This is a genomic window from Methylocystis sp. S23 (assembly GCF_054106005.1).
This window is the reverse complement of sequence record NZ_CM134185.1, coordinates 2,844,478-2,857,726: the sequence shown is the minus strand read 5'-3', so window position 1 is coordinate 2,857,726 and position 13,249 is coordinate 2,844,478. Positions and strand designations below refer to the sequence as shown.

At 64.4% G+C, this 13,249-nt stretch carries 19 protein-coding genes and 1 pseudogene; 7 read left to right on the top strand and 13 right to left on the bottom strand.

What is annotated here, in order from left to right; genetic code table 11:
- Nucleotides 1-217: 217 nt before the first annotated feature.
- The 3 genes and pseudogenes from ACV7JP_RS14005 to ACV7JP_RS13995 all read left to right on the top strand — a co-directional run bounded on the left by ACV7JP_RS14005 (nt 218) and on the right by ACV7JP_RS13995 (nt 1,197).
- Complete coding sequence (locus ACV7JP_RS14005) at nt 218-346, top strand: hypothetical protein (RefSeq protein ID WP_457796282.1); 129 nt, start codon at nt 218-220, stop codon at nt 344-346.
- Between the two features lie 61 nt (nt 347-407).
- Complete coding sequence (locus tag ACV7JP_RS14000) at nt 408-884, top strand: hypothetical protein (RefSeq protein ID WP_457796281.1); 477 nt, start codon at nt 408-410, stop codon at nt 882-884.
- Between the two features lie 71 nt (nt 885-955).
- Nucleotides 956-1,197: pseudogene (locus tag ACV7JP_RS13995) on the top strand (con-10 family general stress protein).
- A gap of 39 nt (nt 1,198-1,236) precedes the next feature.
- Here the strand turns inward: ACV7JP_RS13995 and ACV7JP_RS13990 are convergent.
- The 10 genes from ACV7JP_RS13990 to ACV7JP_RS13945 all read right to left on the bottom strand — a co-directional run bounded on the left by ACV7JP_RS13990 (nt 1,237) and on the right by ACV7JP_RS13945 (nt 7,498).
- Nucleotides 1,237-1,440 (bottom strand): hypothetical protein, encoded by a 204-nt coding sequence (locus ACV7JP_RS13990; protein WP_457796280.1) that lies wholly within the window; start codon nt 1,438-1,440, stop codon nt 1,237-1,239.
- A 140-nt stretch (nt 1,441-1,580) separates the two neighbouring features.
- A complete protein-coding gene (gene arsB / locus ACV7JP_RS13985) occupies nt 1,581-2,612 on the bottom strand; it encodes an ACR3 family arsenite efflux transporter (RefSeq protein WP_457799093.1) in 1,032 nt (343 codons plus the stop codon).
- A gap of 132 nt (nt 2,613-2,744) precedes the next feature.
- Complete coding sequence (locus ACV7JP_RS13980; RefSeq protein WP_457796279.1) at nt 2,745-3,272, bottom strand: arsenate reductase ArsC; 528 nt, start codon at nt 3,270-3,272, stop codon at nt 2,745-2,747.
- Nucleotides 3,265-3,618, bottom strand: a complete 354-nt coding sequence (locus tag ACV7JP_RS13975) for an ArsR/SmtB family transcription factor (RefSeq protein WP_457796278.1) — start codon at nt 3,616-3,618, stop codon at nt 3,265-3,267. Before ACV7JP_RS13975 ends, ACV7JP_RS13980 begins: the two co-directional genes overlap by 8 nt.
- Nucleotides 3,619-3,710: 92 nt before the next feature.
- On the bottom strand, nt 3,711-4,574 hold the full coding sequence (locus tag ACV7JP_RS13970) for a patatin-like phospholipase family protein (protein WP_457796277.1): 864 nt from the start codon (nt 4,572-4,574) through the stop codon (nt 3,711-3,713).
- A gap of 93 nt (nt 4,575-4,667) precedes the next feature.
- Entirely contained in the window at nt 4,668-5,933 is a 1,266-nt protein-coding gene (locus ACV7JP_RS13965) for a response regulator (protein WP_457796276.1), read from the bottom strand.
- Entirely contained in the window at nt 5,930-6,532 is a 603-nt protein-coding gene (locus ACV7JP_RS13960; RefSeq protein ID WP_457796275.1) for a PAS domain-containing protein, read from the bottom strand. Before ACV7JP_RS13960 ends, ACV7JP_RS13965 begins: the two co-directional genes overlap by 4 nt.
- 160 nt (nt 6,533-6,692) lie before the next feature.
- Complete coding sequence (locus ACV7JP_RS13955; RefSeq protein WP_457796274.1) at nt 6,693-6,857, bottom strand: hypothetical protein; 165 nt, start codon at nt 6,855-6,857, stop codon at nt 6,693-6,695.
- A 29-nt stretch (nt 6,858-6,886) separates the two neighbouring features.
- Entirely contained in the window at nt 6,887-7,120 is a 234-nt protein-coding gene (locus ACV7JP_RS13950; RefSeq protein WP_457796273.1) for a hypothetical protein, read from the bottom strand.
- A 24-nt stretch (nt 7,121-7,144) separates the two neighbouring features.
- The gene (locus ACV7JP_RS13945) at nt 7,145-7,498 is read right to left on the bottom strand and encodes a hypothetical protein (RefSeq protein WP_457796272.1); all 354 of its coding nucleotides are present in this window, start codon (nt 7,496-7,498) and stop codon (nt 7,145-7,147) included.
- Nucleotides 7,499-7,708: 210 nt separating this feature from the next.
- Here ACV7JP_RS13945 and ACV7JP_RS13940 point away from each other — a divergent pair, with 210 nt between their 5' ends.
- Nucleotides 7,709-8,740 carry a sodium:proton exchanger gene (locus tag ACV7JP_RS13940; protein WP_457796271.1) on the top strand — a complete coding sequence of 344 codons (1,032 nt, stop codon included), beginning with the start codon at nt 7,709-7,711 and terminating at the stop codon, nt 8,738-8,740.
- Between the two features lie 294 nt (nt 8,741-9,034).
- On the opposite strand, the gene ACV7JP_RS13935 is transcribed toward ACV7JP_RS13940, so the two are convergent.
- Nucleotides 9,035-9,688: a glutathione S-transferase family protein gene (locus tag ACV7JP_RS13935; protein ID WP_457796270.1), complete on the bottom strand. Its 654-nt coding sequence runs from the start codon at nt 9,686-9,688 to the stop codon at nt 9,035-9,037.
- Nucleotides 9,689-9,823: 135 nt separating this feature from the next.
- On the opposite strand from ACV7JP_RS13935, the gene ACV7JP_RS13930 reads away from it, so the two are divergent.
- Nucleotides 9,824-11,038: a polyhydroxyalkanoate depolymerase gene (locus tag ACV7JP_RS13930; protein WP_457796269.1), complete on the top strand. Its 1,215-nt coding sequence runs from the start codon at nt 9,824-9,826 to the stop codon at nt 11,036-11,038.
- A 215-nt stretch (nt 11,039-11,253) separates the two neighbouring features.
- Here ACV7JP_RS13930 and ACV7JP_RS13925 read toward each other — a convergent pair whose 3' ends face one another.
- Both ACV7JP_RS13925 and ACV7JP_RS13920 read right to left on the bottom strand, forming a co-directional pair.
- Nucleotides 11,254-11,514, bottom strand: coding sequence for a hypothetical protein (locus ACV7JP_RS13925; protein ID WP_457796268.1), 261 nt, complete (start codon nt 11,512-11,514; stop codon nt 11,254-11,256).
- A gap of 74 nt (nt 11,515-11,588) precedes the next feature.
- Nucleotides 11,589-11,921: a hypothetical protein gene (locus tag ACV7JP_RS13920; protein ID WP_457796267.1), complete on the bottom strand. Its 333-nt coding sequence runs from the start codon at nt 11,919-11,921 to the stop codon at nt 11,589-11,591.
- A gap of 138 nt (nt 11,922-12,059) precedes the next feature.
- Between ACV7JP_RS13920 and ACV7JP_RS13915 the strand changes: the two genes are divergently transcribed.
- On the top strand, nt 12,060-12,530 hold the full coding sequence (locus ACV7JP_RS13915) for a peroxiredoxin family protein (protein ID WP_457796266.1): 471 nt from the start codon (nt 12,060-12,062) through the stop codon (nt 12,528-12,530).
- Nucleotides 12,527-13,228 carry an MOSC domain-containing protein gene (locus ACV7JP_RS13910; RefSeq protein WP_457796265.1) on the top strand — a complete coding sequence of 234 codons (702 nt, stop codon included), beginning with the start codon at nt 12,527-12,529 and terminating at the stop codon, nt 13,226-13,228. The genes ACV7JP_RS13915 and ACV7JP_RS13910 overlap by 4 nt, the downstream gene beginning before the upstream one ends.
- The last annotated feature ends 21 nt before the right edge of the window (nt 13,229-13,249 follow it).

The window sequence follows — 13,249 nt, the reverse complement described above, 5'->3', positions numbered from 1 at the left end:
ACTACGGAAGAGTGCGAAACGCCCCCTCGCGATTAGCTTCCGTAGCCCGACCAAGAGTGCGGCTGCGGAAGGCGGGGCCGAACCGCCAAGGGCTTGAAGAAAAGCCCGCAGCGTTAATTCAAAAGTTTCCAGGGCGCCGTTAGCGCCTTTCCCTCCCAGGAGAGTGCGCCCAGCCCGGTCTCCAAAGGCCGGGCTTCGCATTTTGAAGATCAGGGTCATGGCGAACAAGCAGCAGCGCGGCAATCGCGAAGCGAAGAAGCCGAAGAAACTTAGGGTAAAGATTACGGACCCGGCGACGGGCTTCGGGATCATTGATCGCGCCCGCGAATGGACAGGTAAGAGATGATCGGCGACGGAATTCCGATTTATTGGCTGGCGACCCTGGGCCTCCAACCAAGGGGTATTAAATGCTTGATCTAAAACTTACTGCGCTGCTCGACTTCCTCGTTAGCCTGGGAAGGCCAAAAGAGAAGGCTGAAACGCCTTGCGAAGAATTCGTCCCCTATGAGGGTCATGTTGATCCCATAACGCGAAAGCGGGAAGCCCTGACGAAAAAGGAGTTCGCCAAGCGTCGCATAGATGAGAAAAGCATGCTCACCGCGATGGCTAAGGGCCTAAGCCCTTCCATCTCCGTTTCGCCTGCTTGCATGGGCGTCGGCTTATTGAGCGCTCAGGACCATGAAACGAGCCGAAGAGAACACTCCCAGAACTTGATAATTTTGGTGCTCCTGCGGGGATTTATTGCACGGCATGCACGAATGCTGAACAAAGATGCAACTTCTGGGAATTGTTTTGTGATGGCAGACATTTGGACGTCACCTTTGCCGTCTCCGTCCCGCTCGCCGTTTGGAGACCGGTCCGGCCACACTGGCGCCACCCGCTAACGGCCACGCTTGCTCGAATCGTAACCATACGTTTTAGCTTAGCTATCTGGGTATGGCCGGGGCAGCGGATCATGGATGAGCCCAAGAAGAGCAAGCGGGGATTCGCGAGCATGGATCCCGCGCGGCAGCGCGAGATCGCGCGCAAGGGCGGCAAGAGCGTGCCGGCCGAGAAGCGCAGCTTTCGCAGGACGCTCAATTGGCGTCAAAGGCCGGCCGAAAGGGCGGGCAATCGGTGAACCCCACGAACCGCTCGTTTTCCCGAGACCATGCGCTCGCGGCTGAAGCTGGCAAAAAGGTGGTGGCGCTCGCATAAGAGCCGACAAACGGGCAAAAGCTAGCTAGCAGTTCTCGTTCAGCAATTTCGACCTGCCAAGCTTGCAGCTACAGCGTCAGTGCACTCATAGTGCAAACCGTTGGCAAACGTCGCTTCTCTGCCGACTGAAACGGCCTGGGCGCTCTGGCTCGCGCTCAGGCCGCTGACGGGATGATCGAAGTAATCCGCCGCCGCGTTGTAGGCGGCGGAGGCCTTGGCTTTCGCCAGCTCCAGCTCGTTCATTCAGTGAACCTGCTTATTCGCTCAGCGGCAGGTCCGGCGCGAAGCCAAACCCGACATAGATGACCGCCGCCAGGCAGCATGGCGGCGATCCCCGTCCGCATGACGGTCGCGTCGAAATAGGACTCTTTCTCCGCCATGCCTCACGCCGCTTTTGCGCTCTCATACCAGCCCCGCGAGCGGCGGACGAGATGGACGACGGAAAGCATGACCGGCACTTCGACGAGCACGCCGACGACCGTCGCCAGCGCCGCGCCGGACTGGAAGCCAAAGAGCGCAATCGCCGTCGCCACCGCCAGCTCGAAGAAATTGCTCGCGCCGATCAGCGCCGAAGGTCCGGCGACGCGCCATTCGACGCCGAGAGCGCGGTTCAGCAGATAGGCGAAGCCGGCGTTGAAGTAGACCTGGATGAGGATCGGCGCGGCCAGAAGGCCAATGACCAGCGGCTGGCGGATGATCTGCTCGCCTTGCAGGCCGAACAGGATAACGAGCGTCAGCAGCAGCGCGGAAAGCGACAGCGGGCCGAGCCTTGCGAGCGTCTTGGTCAACGCGTCCGGCCCGCCTTGCGCCAGCAACGCCCGCCGCCAGAGTTGCGCGACGATCACCGGCACGACGATGTAGAGCGCGACCGACAATAGCAGCGTGTTCCATGGCGCGGTGATGGAGGAGAGGCCGAGCAACAGCGCGACGATCGGCGCGAAGGCGATGACCATGATGCTGTCGTTGAGCGCCACCTGCGACAGCGTGAAGTGCGGTTCGCCGTCCACGAGATTCGACCAGACGAAGACCATCGCCGTGCAGGGAGCCGCCGCCAGCAGGATCAAGCCGGCGATATAGCCGTCAATCTGGTCCGCCGGCAGGAACGGCCTGAACAGGTGCGAGATGAAAATCCAGCCGAGCAGCGCCATGGAGAAGGGCTTCACCAACCAGTTGACGCCGACCGTCACGGCGATCCCGCGCCAATGCTCCTTGACCTGGCCGAGGGCGCCGAGGTCGATCTTCAGCAGCATGGGGATGATCATGAGCCAGACCAGCACGGCGACCGGCAGATTGACCTCGGCGATCGTCGCCACGCCGATCGCGTGGAAGACCGTAGGCATGGCTTGACCGAAGACAATGCCGGCGACGATGCACAGCGCCACCCAGAGCGTCAGAAACCGCTCGAAAAGGCCCATGGCAGGGGCTTTGTTGATTTCGGGAGCGCTTTGGACGGCGGTCGCTTCACTCATGGCGGCTATTCTTTCTCGAATGATCAGGCGCGTTGCGCGACGCGCCGCAGGCGGGGTCGTGGTTGATCGCGACCGCCGTCACGCCTCCGTTTTGTGGCCGTGGCTCGCGCCTTCCGACTCGCCGATTTCGCGAAGCCGGTTGCTCAACGCCAGCCTATCCAGCCGGGTGATCGGCGTCGCCAGCAGCAGCGAAATGCGGGTCTTCAAGTAACGGAAGGCAAGATTGAAGGCGCGCTGCTTCTCCAAATCGGGGCCCTCAACCGCCGCCGGGTCCTCGATCCCCCAATGCGCCGTCATCGGTTGACCCGGCCAGATTGGGCAGGCCTCGCCGGCCGCGTTGTCGCAGACGGTGAAGACGAAATCCATCGCGGGCGCGCCGGGAGCGGCGAACTCCTCCCAGTTCTTGGAGCGAAAGCCGTCCGTCGGATAGTCATAGGCCTCAAGGGTCTTGATGGCGAAAGCGTTGATCGCGCCTTTGGGATGGCTTCCCGCCGAGAAGGCGTTGAATCGGCCGGCGCCGTCCTTCCGCAGGATGCTTTCCGCCATGATCGAACGCGCCGTGTTCCCGGTGCAGAGGAAGAGAACATTGTAGACCCGGTCAGTCATCGACTTTCGCCTTTGCGCAGCAAGGGGTGAGATCGGCGACGAGCGGCGCGCAAACATCGGGACGCCCGCCGCAACAGTCTTTCAGAAGGAACAGCGTGACCTCGCGCAGACGAGGAAGATTGGCGCGATAGACGATCGAGCGGCTGCGCCTCTCGCCGTTCACCAGACCGGCGCGAGCCAGAACGCTCAGATGCGCCGACATGGTGTTTTGCGGCACAGCCATGAGGCGCGCCAGCTCGCCGGCCGGCGCGCCTTCCGGCTCGCGCCGCACCAGGAGACGGAAGACGTCCAGCCGGGTCGTCTGCGCGAGCGCGGCCAGGGCGGCGATGGCTTCTATATTATCCATTATTCTAGAATTAAAGATATATGTGACAGGCGCAAGACTTTCCGCGACGAATCCCCCTTTGTGAAACCAGGAGCGCGGCCTTTTTCGAAGGCCTATCTCCGATGATGATGATGGTGCGGCGCGAGCTGAATCGACGATGCGCGTTTCGAGAGCCCGCCCGCTTCGATCCATTTCCGAGTTGAAAGAGTCGCGCGGGTCATAAGCCGCTCCGATTGCGAAAAATCGTAAGGCGACACGTCCAGCGGGCAGAGCGCCGGCGCCATATGCATTTCGATATTGTCGGGCAGACGCTCGATATCGCGGCTCAACTGCCAGGCGATCAGCAGCGTGACAGCGTGGAGGGCGCGCGCGACCGCGCCCGCGGGAGGGCCTTGCAGATCGCAAGCATAGCCGGTCGGCAGGATGACGGCCCTGGTCGCGCCGAGCGCTACGGCGACGCTGAGCGGGGTGTTGGCGGCGACGGCGCCGTCCATGAGCGGCGCGCCGTCGACATCGACAGTCGGGAAAACGCCCGGCACCGCCGCGCTCGCCATAATGGCTTCAACTGCGTCGCCCCGCGACAAGGTGACAGCGACCCCCTGCATGTCCGTCGCCACGAGATGCACGGGCAGCCTGGCGTCCTCCAGTAGCCGATAGGGCAAAGCCTTTCCTATGAGCCGCCGGAGCGGGGAAGGATCGATCAGGGAGTCGCGCCGCTTGATGACGGCCAGCGCCGTCGCCAGGCTGATGGGAAAGACATCGCTGCGCCGGACCGACGCCCATATTTTTGCAAGCGACTCGACGCCGTCGCTGTCCGGATAAGCGGCGAAGTAGCAGGCGTTCAGGGCGCCGACCGACGAACCGACCACGAAATCCGGAAAGACGCCCGCAGCCAGCAGCGCTCTGAGCATGCCGATCTGGATGCAGCCGAGGCTGCCGCCGCCGGCCAGGATAAAGGCGGTCTTCGCTGCGCTCATAAGGGTAGCTCCCACGCCCGCAGTGGAGTCTGGCGCGCGTCCGGTTAGGGTATCTTCCGGAGCGGCGCGCTCAAGAGACGCTCAGCCGGCGCCTCAGCCGCCCAAGAGCGCCCGCAGCGCCTCGATTGAGGCCGGCTTGGTGAGATGCGCGTCGAAGCCCGCCTGGCGGGTTCGCTTGCGGTCCTCCTCCTGCCCCCAGCCGGTGAGCGCGACGAGCGTGAGCTTCCGTCCTTTCTCGGCGCTGCGGATCATGCTCGCCGTCTGGAAGCCGTCCTGGCCGGGCATGCCGAGATCCAGAAAGACGATGTCGGGAAGAAATCGCCTCGCCTCCTCGGCGCCCGCGCCGCCGCAATAGGCGACGCGGACGGTGGCCCCGAGACTTTCGAGCAGGAGGGCGAGCGTATCCGCGACGTCGCGGTCGTCGTCGATCACCAGCGCGCGCTTGCGCGCCATGGGCGCCGCCGGCGCAAGGAGCCCGCGAGGCGCGGAGGCGGCGTCCGTGAGAAGCGGCAGGCGCAGGACGCATTCGCCGCCCTCGCCGAGGCCGGCGGTCCTCGCCTCGACCGCGCCGCCCTGCGTCTCGACAAGATCGCGGACCAGCGCGAGGCTGGCGCTGGGCGCGTCTTCGCGCGCGGCGCGGCCGATCAGGGCGAGAAGCTCGAAGAGAGGCGGCAGCCCTTCCGGCGCGACGACGCGCCCATTGTCGCGAACCGTCACGACCGCTTCCCCGTCCCGACGCTCGACCTCTATTCCGAAACGGCTGCCGGAGGGCGTGTATTTCGCGGCGTCATTGAGCAGATTTGCGAAGGCCTGCGGGAGCGGCGTCGGATCGCCGCAAATGTGCGAGGCTTCGATGAAGGGCCGGCTCGTCTCCAGTGCGCGGCGCAACGCGGTCCCGAAATTCGTCGGCTCGTTGGGCCGCCCCATCTCGCCCCCCGCGAGGCGCGCCGATTCGAGAAGATCGTCGACAAGCCGCATGAGACGGCCGACCTGGCGCTCCATTATGCCCAGGAGGGGGCGGTCCGAGCTGTCCCCGCGCTTCTGGGCGGCGGCCTTGAGAAGATGCACGCCGTTATGGATCGGCGCCAGCGGATTGCGCAGCTCATGGGCGAGCATCGCAATGAACTCCTCCTTCCGGCGGGCGGCCTCGGGCGGCTCGGCCTCGCTTTCGCCCGGCGCGTCTTCGGCGCGCTCGCGCGCGGCGGGCATGCGCCGCTCGATCTCGCGCAGCGCCTCCTGCGCCATTTTGCGGGCGTCGATATCGATGTTGACGACGACCCATTTGCGGATCGAGCCTTCATCGTCGAAAAGGGGCGTTCCATGGGCGCTGGTCCATCGCCAGGCGTCGCCCTTCTTCAAGCGAAACTCCGCTTGATAAACCATGCGGGACGCGACGGCCTCCCGCCATTTTTTTCGGCTTCGTCCCGATCGTCGGGATGGATCGCATCCAGCCAGGCGAACCCCTGGCCTTCTCCATTCGCATGCCCGGCAAATTCGCCCCAGGCCGGATGATCCTTGGCCGGCAGGCCTTCCGCGTCGGCTTCCCAGACCGCTTGCGCCGAGCATCGGACGAGCGCCCAAAACCGCTCTTCGCTGTCGCGCAGCGCCTGTTGCGTCGCCCGGCGCTCCTCAATGTCCACCAACGAGCCGATATAGCCGTGGAAATGGCCATTTTCCTCGACATGCGGCGCGGCGACGGCGAGCATCCGGCGATAGACGCCGTCGAAGCGGCGCAGGCGACATTCGAGGCGATAGGGTTGGCGGCTCTGAAAGGTCTGCGTCCAAACGGCCTCAACTGACGAACGATCGTCGGGATGAATGGCGTCGAGCCAAGCCTTCCGCGCCTCCTCGCTGGTCTGGCCGGCGAATTGGCGCCAATGCGGATCGGCGTGAATGGGACGACCCTCCGGATTGACCGCCCAATTGGCGACCCAAAGCTGATCGGCTTTGCTTCCCATACATTCGGTCTCTCAATAGGATAAAGCCATCCAGGAAAACGGTTCCGGCCACGGCGAAGGGCCGAGGCGGCGAATTCAGCACGGAATTGTAGCGAAAATACTTCGACGGCTTGAACAGCGCCGTTGAAAACTCCGATTCATCTTCGGGAAAACAGGCGCGTCACTCTCGCGCATATTCCTCGCACTGTTCTTTCGAAAAAGCGCGAAGGCTCATGCAGTCCTCAAACTTGTCGTGGCCGAACTCCGACAGCGTCAGCCAGGCGAGCAGCAGGCCGGCGAAGACGTAGAGCGCGATCAGCAGCGCGTCTTTCCCAGGCGCCCGCATCTGAGGCTCCGAATCCGAAGCTCCAAGCGTCAAGAGCCCGGCGCTTCCTTATCGTAGCGCTTCTTGTCGGCCTCGATCACGCGCGCCAACGCGCCGCATCTCTGGAGATCGTCCTGATTCTGGGCGGCGCATAACTGATAGGCCTTGAGAGACTGCTCATAGGAGGTGACGGCGTATTCCTGCTCCGCGGCCTGCTTCGCGCTTTGCGCGCTGTTGCAGCCGGCGAGGCCGATCAGTCCGACGATCACAAGCAGATGGCGCATTGGTTCCTCGCATGCCTCCCGGAGCTATCTCAGCGGCGTCTTCGCGATGATTCCGTTCGCCGCGATCGCCACGCTTACGGGACTCATGCAGGCGTAGGGAATATTGATCGCTTCTCCCGCGACGAAAACGCGGCCGGCGTACCAATAGTCGAAGGTGGCGCAATTCCCGTTATTGACGGAGACGCTTTCGATCTCGGCGGCCGGCATGCCGACAAGCCGGCACTCGATCCATCGATAGCCGCTATAGGTCGGAACCTCCGGCAGAAAGGCCACGGTTTCCCGCAGGCGGCAGGCGAAAGGCGCGGGGCCGGCCTTTGCGGGCGCGGCCGAGAGAAGCGCGGCGGCCGCGAATACGAGCCCGAAAAGCCGTTTTGCCATGTCCTGGCCCTCCATTCCGCGAATTCCATCGCCAAAACGCGGCGAAAGCGACGCCCGTTCATCAAACGTCAGGCACATTCTCGCATATTGGCGCCCCAGCGTCAGCCGAACTTGATCGGGGCGCGCGCCGCCTTCACCATGGCGGCGGGATCTCCATTCTTGGAAAGGATCGGCGTCGTGGCGGCGATTGACCGTAAAGAAATGATCGTCATGGGGGCCTCGGCGGCGCTGGTGGGCGTCGCCGGCGCATCGCATTTCATGCATGTGGGGCCGATCCCGAGCTTTCTCGCCTGCGCCCTGGCGCTGGCCGGCGTGGCGCATGTGATCGGCGAGGCGACCGACCAGGTGGGCAACCATCTCAGCCCCTCCGCGACCGGCCTCGTCCAGTCCGCCGTCGGGAGCCTGCCCGAGCTCTTCGTCTGCATCTTCTCGCTGCAGGCCGGCCTCGTCACCGTGGTGCAGGCGTCGCTCATCGGCTCGATCCTCGCCAATGTCCTGCTGGTGCTCGGCCTCGCTTTCGTCATCGGCGGCTGGCGCTACGGCGTGCTGCATTTCGAGAGCCAGACCCCGCGCATGATCGCCTCGCTGCTACTCCTCGCCGTCTCGGCGCTGGTGCTGCCGACGCTCGCCAACGAGCTGCATCTCCCCGCCGCCTCGCATGAGCAGGACCTCGCCGTCGTTTGCGCCGTCGTGCTGCTCGCGGTCTTCGCGATCCTCACCAAGGCGATGCTCGGCCAGGGCCAGCGCGCCGTGCCCGCCGAAGCCCATGCGCGCGCCCACGCCTGGCCGCTTTGGACCGCGATCGCCGTTCTCCTGGCCTGCGCGGCTGGAGCCGTCCTGGTGTCGGACTGGTTCGTCGAGGCGCTGGAGCCGGCCATCGACGCGGCCGGCGTCAGCCAGACTTTCGCCGGCCTCGTCATCGTGGCCATCGCCGGCAACGCCATTGAGAATGTCGTCGGCATCCGTCTCGCCGCCGCGGGCAAGTCGGACCTCGCGGTGAGCGTCGTGCTGACCAGCGCGCTTCAGGTCGCCGTGGTGGTGGTGCCGATCCTGATTCTCGTCAGCTTCGGCATGGGCGGCGCGGCCTTCACCCTCGTCATCCCGCCGATTCTCGCCGCCGCCTTGTTCCTCTCCGTCATGGTGGTCACCGTGGTGACAGTCGACGGACAGGCCGACATGGTGGACGGCGCAGCGCTGATCGGCCTCTATATCGTCATCGCCACCATCTTCTGGTGGGGGTGACCGCACGATCGATTCCCCGCGCGCTATGCACACGTCTCCAGAAGGCCGTCATGGCCGGGCTCGTCCCGGCCATCCACGCCGGGACGGTGCGCAAGAACGGAAAGAAGAACCATTCCGTTTCAACGCTCCCCGTAGCGCAGACGCTCGCTTTGATGTGACCGAACCGCGATCCGAAGGCTGGGTGAAATGGCGTTGACGGGTCTAGCCGTCGCGCATTTGCGAAGTTGCGCGGCGTGGATGGCCGGAACGAGTCCGGCCATGACGGCCCTTTAGCCCACAAAGAAGGAGGGGAGATTAGAACTCCACCTCCAATTCCTCGATCTCCTCCTTTTCGAGCTTCGCCGCCTCGATCCATTCCCGCATGATGGGCCATTCGAAGATGCGGTCGCAATAGGCCTGCGAGACGTCGTCCAGCGCGACGTCGTAAGTGCGGAAGCGCGTGGCGACCGGCGCATACATGGCGTCGGCGATGGAGATGTCGCCGAAGAGCCAGGGGCCGCCGCTGGTTTCAAGGCATTCGCGCCAGATCTGCGTCACCCGGGCGATGTCGCCCTGCGCCTTCGACCAGACCTTGAAATTCGGGAAGCGCGCCTTGAGGTTCATCGGCAACGCGGAGCGCAAGGAATTGAAGCCCGAATGCAGCTCGCCGCAAATCGAGCGGCAGCGCGCGCGGCTCATCCGGTCGGCGGGCGTCAGCTTCGCCTCCGGCGCGATCTCGTTCAGAAACTCGCCGATCGCCAACGTGTCCCAAATCCGGAAACCGTCATAGGTGAGGCAGGGCACCAGAATCGAGGGCGAGAGCAGCAAAATCTCCTCCCGCGCCGAAGCGTCGTCGGGATCGACGACGATCTCCTCGAAAGGCACGCCCGAGAGCTTCATCATCAGCCAGCCGCGAAGCGACCAGGAAGAGTAGTTCTTGCTGCTGATGGTTAGCGACGCGACCGGCATATTTCGTCCCCGTTGAGCCGATTGCGCTTCAGCAAGTCATGTGCCATTTCGCAAGTCAGGCGCCATTTTCTTGGGCGCATGGCACAGCGCTTGCTCCGAGGGCGGCTGGCGAAACCAAGGGTCCCGCTCCAGCGCATGTATGACGCCTATCAGACCTATGCCGATCTCACCGATCCGCTTCGTTTGGCGGCGGCGGGCAACGAACGCATTCTGAGCCTTTTGGGCTCGATGCAATTCGCCTCGCCCCTGCGCTGCTTTCAGGCTTATCACGAGGTCGTCGCACTGGCGGGGTTCACGCATCGGCGCCCGGATTACGGGATCCATGAGATCACGACCGAGGCGGGCGATACGGTCCCCGTAACGGAAGCTCCCGTCCTCTCGACGCCGTTCTGCACGCTTCTGCGCTTCTCCCGCGCGGGCGCGGGCGGCGAGCCGCGCGTGCTGCTCGTCGCGCCCATGTCGGGACATTTCGCGACGCTCCTGCGCGGCACGATCCGCACTTTGCTGCGCGATCACGAGGTCTATGTCACCGACTGGCGAAACCCGCGCGACATCCCGCTGGATCGGGGAACCTTCGGCTTCGAGGACTTCGTCCGGCACATTATCGACTTCCTCAAATTCATCGGGCCGCCGTCGCATCTCATGGCCGTCTGCCAGCCCGCCGTCCCGGCGCTCGCGGCCGTGGCGCTGATGGCGCAGGACCATGATCCCGACCAGCCGGCGAGCCTGACGCTGATGGCCGGGCCGATCGACACGCGCGTCTCGCCGACGAAGGTGAATCAGTTCGCGACGTCGAAGCCCATCGAATGGTTTCGCGAGAAAATGATCAGCGCCGTGCCCCGCGGCCTGCCGGGGGCCGGGCGCCGCGTCTATCCGGGCTTCGTGCAGCTCGCCGCCTTCATGTCCATGAACATGGAGCGCCACAGAAAGGCCTTCGCCGATCTCTTCGAGCGCCGCGTCAAGGGCGACGACGCCAAGGCCGACCAGATCCGGACGTTCTATGAGGAATATTTCGCCATCATGGATCTCGACGCGGATTTCTATCTTCACACGATCGAGACGGTTTTCCAGAAATTTGCCCTTCCCGAAGGCAATCTGACCTTCAAAGGACGAAAGGTCGAACCTCGCGCCATCAAGAAGACGTTCCTTCTCACGGTGGAGGGCGAGAAGGACGATATTTGCGCCGTCGGCCAGACCCTCGCGGCGCAGGATCTGTGCGGCGGGCTGCGCCCCTACATGAAATCGCACCATATGCAGGCCGGAGTTGGCCATTACGGCGTCTTCAACGGAAAGCGCTGGGACAACCATATCTATCCGGTCGTGCGCGAGCATATTCGCAGCAGCGGCTAGAGCAGGCGGAGAAAGACTGGAAGCCGGTTTTTCGCAAGGCGCGCTCTGTAATTTGAAATCATATGGCTTCCGCCTGATTGCTTCCTCGCATTGTCATTGCGAGCCGAAGGCGAAGCAATCCAGGAGCGGTTATTGCGGCGCTGGATTGCTTCGTCGGCAAGGCCTCCTCGCAATGACGGCCGCGCGGCGAACGGATCAAACGGAACCAGCGTCGATCACCAATAGCGCCAATAAGGCGCGCCGTAGAAGCGCGGACCCGGGTAATAAAGAAGCTCCTGCCGGCGCTCGCGACGGTCCGCGGCGCGATCGAGATCGACGTCCAGCAGGCATTTGGAGAAAGCGTCGGTCGCGCGCTTGAAGCCGTAGGATCTACAGCGCGCCTCGTCCGCCGCGCGCTGCTGCGCGGGAGTGGTCGTCTCGCAGGCGCCGAGCATGGCGCCGAGGGCTAGGACCGCGAGAAATCCGAAAAACCGCATCTTCTTAAATCCTCGTCGAGGAGCGGCGACTCGCGCCAGAATCGAGCAGGAAGATGGCGGCTTGTGGGCGTATTCTACCATGGCTGCTTGGCCAGCGGCTGCTCGATATTTCTAAGATTCGCCTCGATGGCCGCGACGCGCTGCGAGAGGGAGACGACGGCGTTTTGCAGCATGGCGATCTGGCGGGCGAGCTCGTCGATGCGCGCCGCCTCGTTGCGGTCGGAGACCGTGGCGTCGCTGCGCAGCCGCGCCAATTGCTGGCCCAGGCAGTTCACCGCCGCAATGACGTCGGCCTGATCGGCGATGACGCCCGCGACGCCGGAAGCCTGCGGGATGCAGATCGCCTCCGCGCGCGCCGGAGCGGCGAGGCCAAGAAAAAACAGGACAACGCCGACGAATTTAACCATGATCCCCTCCTAAACGCCCTTTGCCCCAGCTTTTTCGAAATCCGCGCCGTGGTAAAGCGCGATTTCGGCCGGTGGTTCTTGTCAAGGCGTCGCGCGGGCGCATTTATCCGGCAAAGCAAAAAGAGGGAAAGACGCCGCATGAGCTCGCCGCTCGCGCCCGAACTTTCGGTCTCGCGCTGGTTCAACGCGCCGGCGCCGATCACGCTCGAGAGCCTGCGCGGCCGCGTCGTGATGCTGCACGCCTTCCAGATGCTCTGCCCCGGCTGCGTCGCCCATGGCGCGCCGCAGGCGCAGCGCGCCCATTCGCTCTTTCGCGACACCGATCTCGCCGTCATCGGCCTGCACACGGTCTTCGAACATCATGCGGCGATGACGCCGGTCTCGCTCGAAGCGTTCATTCACGAATATCGCCTGACCTTCCCGATCGGCGTCGATCAGGCGTCCGACGACTCGCCCGTCCCCGTCACGATGCGCCGCTATGAGATGCGCGGCACGCCGACATGCATTCTCGTCGGCCGCGACGGAACAATCCGCCATCACGGCTTCGGGCAGGAAGACGACATGATGATCGGCGCCATTATCGGCACGCTGCTGGCCGAGACGCCGTGACGCTTTCTCCCGTCCGTCCGCTCGTTCTCGCCGGCGCCGTCGCGCCGCTCGATGGCGCCGGCCATGTAAGCGCGATCGACAAGCGGCCCACTCCCGCGCCGTGGCGCATCCGCAAAGCGGGGCTCGACGGCGACGCGCAGGCCGATTCCCGTTATCATGGCGGGCCCGAGAAGGCGCTGCATCACTACGCCTTCGATCATTACGCGGCGTGGCGCGAGGAGATCGGCGCTTTGGCCGTTCTCGATGCGCCCGGGGCCTTCGGCGAGAATCTTTCGACTTGCGGCTGGACCGAGGAGAATGTCTGCGTGGGCGACGTCATCCGTTTCGGCGGCGCGCTGCTGCAGGTGAGCCAGGGCCGGCAGCCCTGCTTCAGGCTCAATCTCCGCTTCAGCCTGGGCGACATGGCGCCGCGCGTGCAGAAGAGCGGACGCGCCGGCTGGTATTACCGCGTGCTGGAGGAAGGCCTGGCGCAAGAAGGCGACACGCTCGACCTCGTCGAACGCCCCTGCCGCGACTGGCCGCTTTCGCGCCTTTCGTCCCTGCTCTATCACGACACGGGCGACCGCGATGGACTTGCCGCCATGGCCGCTCTTCCCCCTCTCGCCGAGAGCTGGCGCGATCTCGCGCGCCGCCGCCTGGAAAGCGGCAAGGTCGAGAATTGGAGCGCGCGGCTTTACGGCCGGCGGCGCCGGGGTTGATTGCCTCCACGCCGCGATCCT

Excerpts from the sequence above, each read along its gene's own strand:
- ACV7JP_RS14005 (WP_457796282.1), top strand. The coding sequence starts at position 218 with ATGGCGAACAAGCAGCAGCGCGGCAATCGCGAAGCGAAGAAGCCGAAG.
- ACV7JP_RS14000 (WP_457796281.1), top strand. The coding sequence starts at position 408 with ATGCTTGATCTAAAACTTACTGCGCTGCTCGACTTCCTCGTTAGCCTG.
- ACV7JP_RS13990 (WP_457796280.1), bottom strand. The coding sequence starts at position 1,440 with ATGAACGAGCTGGAGCTGGCGAAAGCCAAGGCCTCCGCCGCCTACAAC.
- arsB (WP_457799093.1), bottom strand. The coding sequence starts at position 2,612 with ATGGGCCTTTTCGAGCGGTTTCTGACGCTCTGGGTGGCGCTGTGCATC.
- ACV7JP_RS13980 (WP_457796279.1), bottom strand. The coding sequence starts at position 3,272 with ATGACTGACCGGGTCTACAATGTTCTCTTCCTCTGCACCGGGAACACG.
- ACV7JP_RS13975 (WP_457796278.1), bottom strand. The coding sequence starts at position 3,618 with ATGGATAATATAGAAGCCATCGCCGCCCTGGCCGCGCTCGCGCAGACG.
- ACV7JP_RS13970 (WP_457796277.1), bottom strand. The coding sequence starts at position 4,574 with ATGAGCGCAGCGAAGACCGCCTTTATCCTGGCCGGCGGCGGCAGCCTC.
- ACV7JP_RS13960 (WP_457796275.1), bottom strand. The coding sequence starts at position 6,532 with ATGGGAAGCAAAGCCGATCAGCTTTGGGTCGCCAATTGGGCGGTCAAT.
- ACV7JP_RS13955 (WP_457796274.1), bottom strand. The coding sequence starts at position 6,857 with ATGCGGGCGCCTGGGAAAGACGCGCTGCTGATCGCGCTCTACGTCTTC.
- ACV7JP_RS13950 (WP_457796273.1), bottom strand. The coding sequence starts at position 7,120 with ATGCGCCATCTGCTTGTGATCGTCGGACTGATCGGCCTCGCCGGCTGC.
- ACV7JP_RS13945 (WP_457796272.1), bottom strand. The coding sequence starts at position 7,498 with ATGGCAAAACGGCTTTTCGGGCTCGTATTCGCGGCCGCCGCGCTTCTC.
- ACV7JP_RS13940 (WP_457796271.1), top strand. The coding sequence starts at position 7,709 with ATGGGGGCCTCGGCGGCGCTGGTGGGCGTCGCCGGCGCATCGCATTTC.
- ACV7JP_RS13935 (WP_457796270.1), bottom strand. The coding sequence starts at position 9,688 with ATGCCGGTCGCGTCGCTAACCATCAGCAGCAAGAACTACTCTTCCTGG.
- ACV7JP_RS13930 (WP_457796269.1), top strand. The coding sequence starts at position 9,824 with ATGTATGACGCCTATCAGACCTATGCCGATCTCACCGATCCGCTTCGT.
- ACV7JP_RS13925 (WP_457796268.1), bottom strand. The coding sequence starts at position 11,514 with ATGCGGTTTTTCGGATTTCTCGCGGTCCTAGCCCTCGGCGCCATGCTC.
- ACV7JP_RS13920 (WP_457796267.1), bottom strand. The coding sequence starts at position 11,921 with ATGGTTAAATTCGTCGGCGTTGTCCTGTTTTTTCTTGGCCTCGCCGCT.
- ACV7JP_RS13915 (WP_457796266.1), top strand. The coding sequence starts at position 12,060 with ATGAGCTCGCCGCTCGCGCCCGAACTTTCGGTCTCGCGCTGGTTCAAC.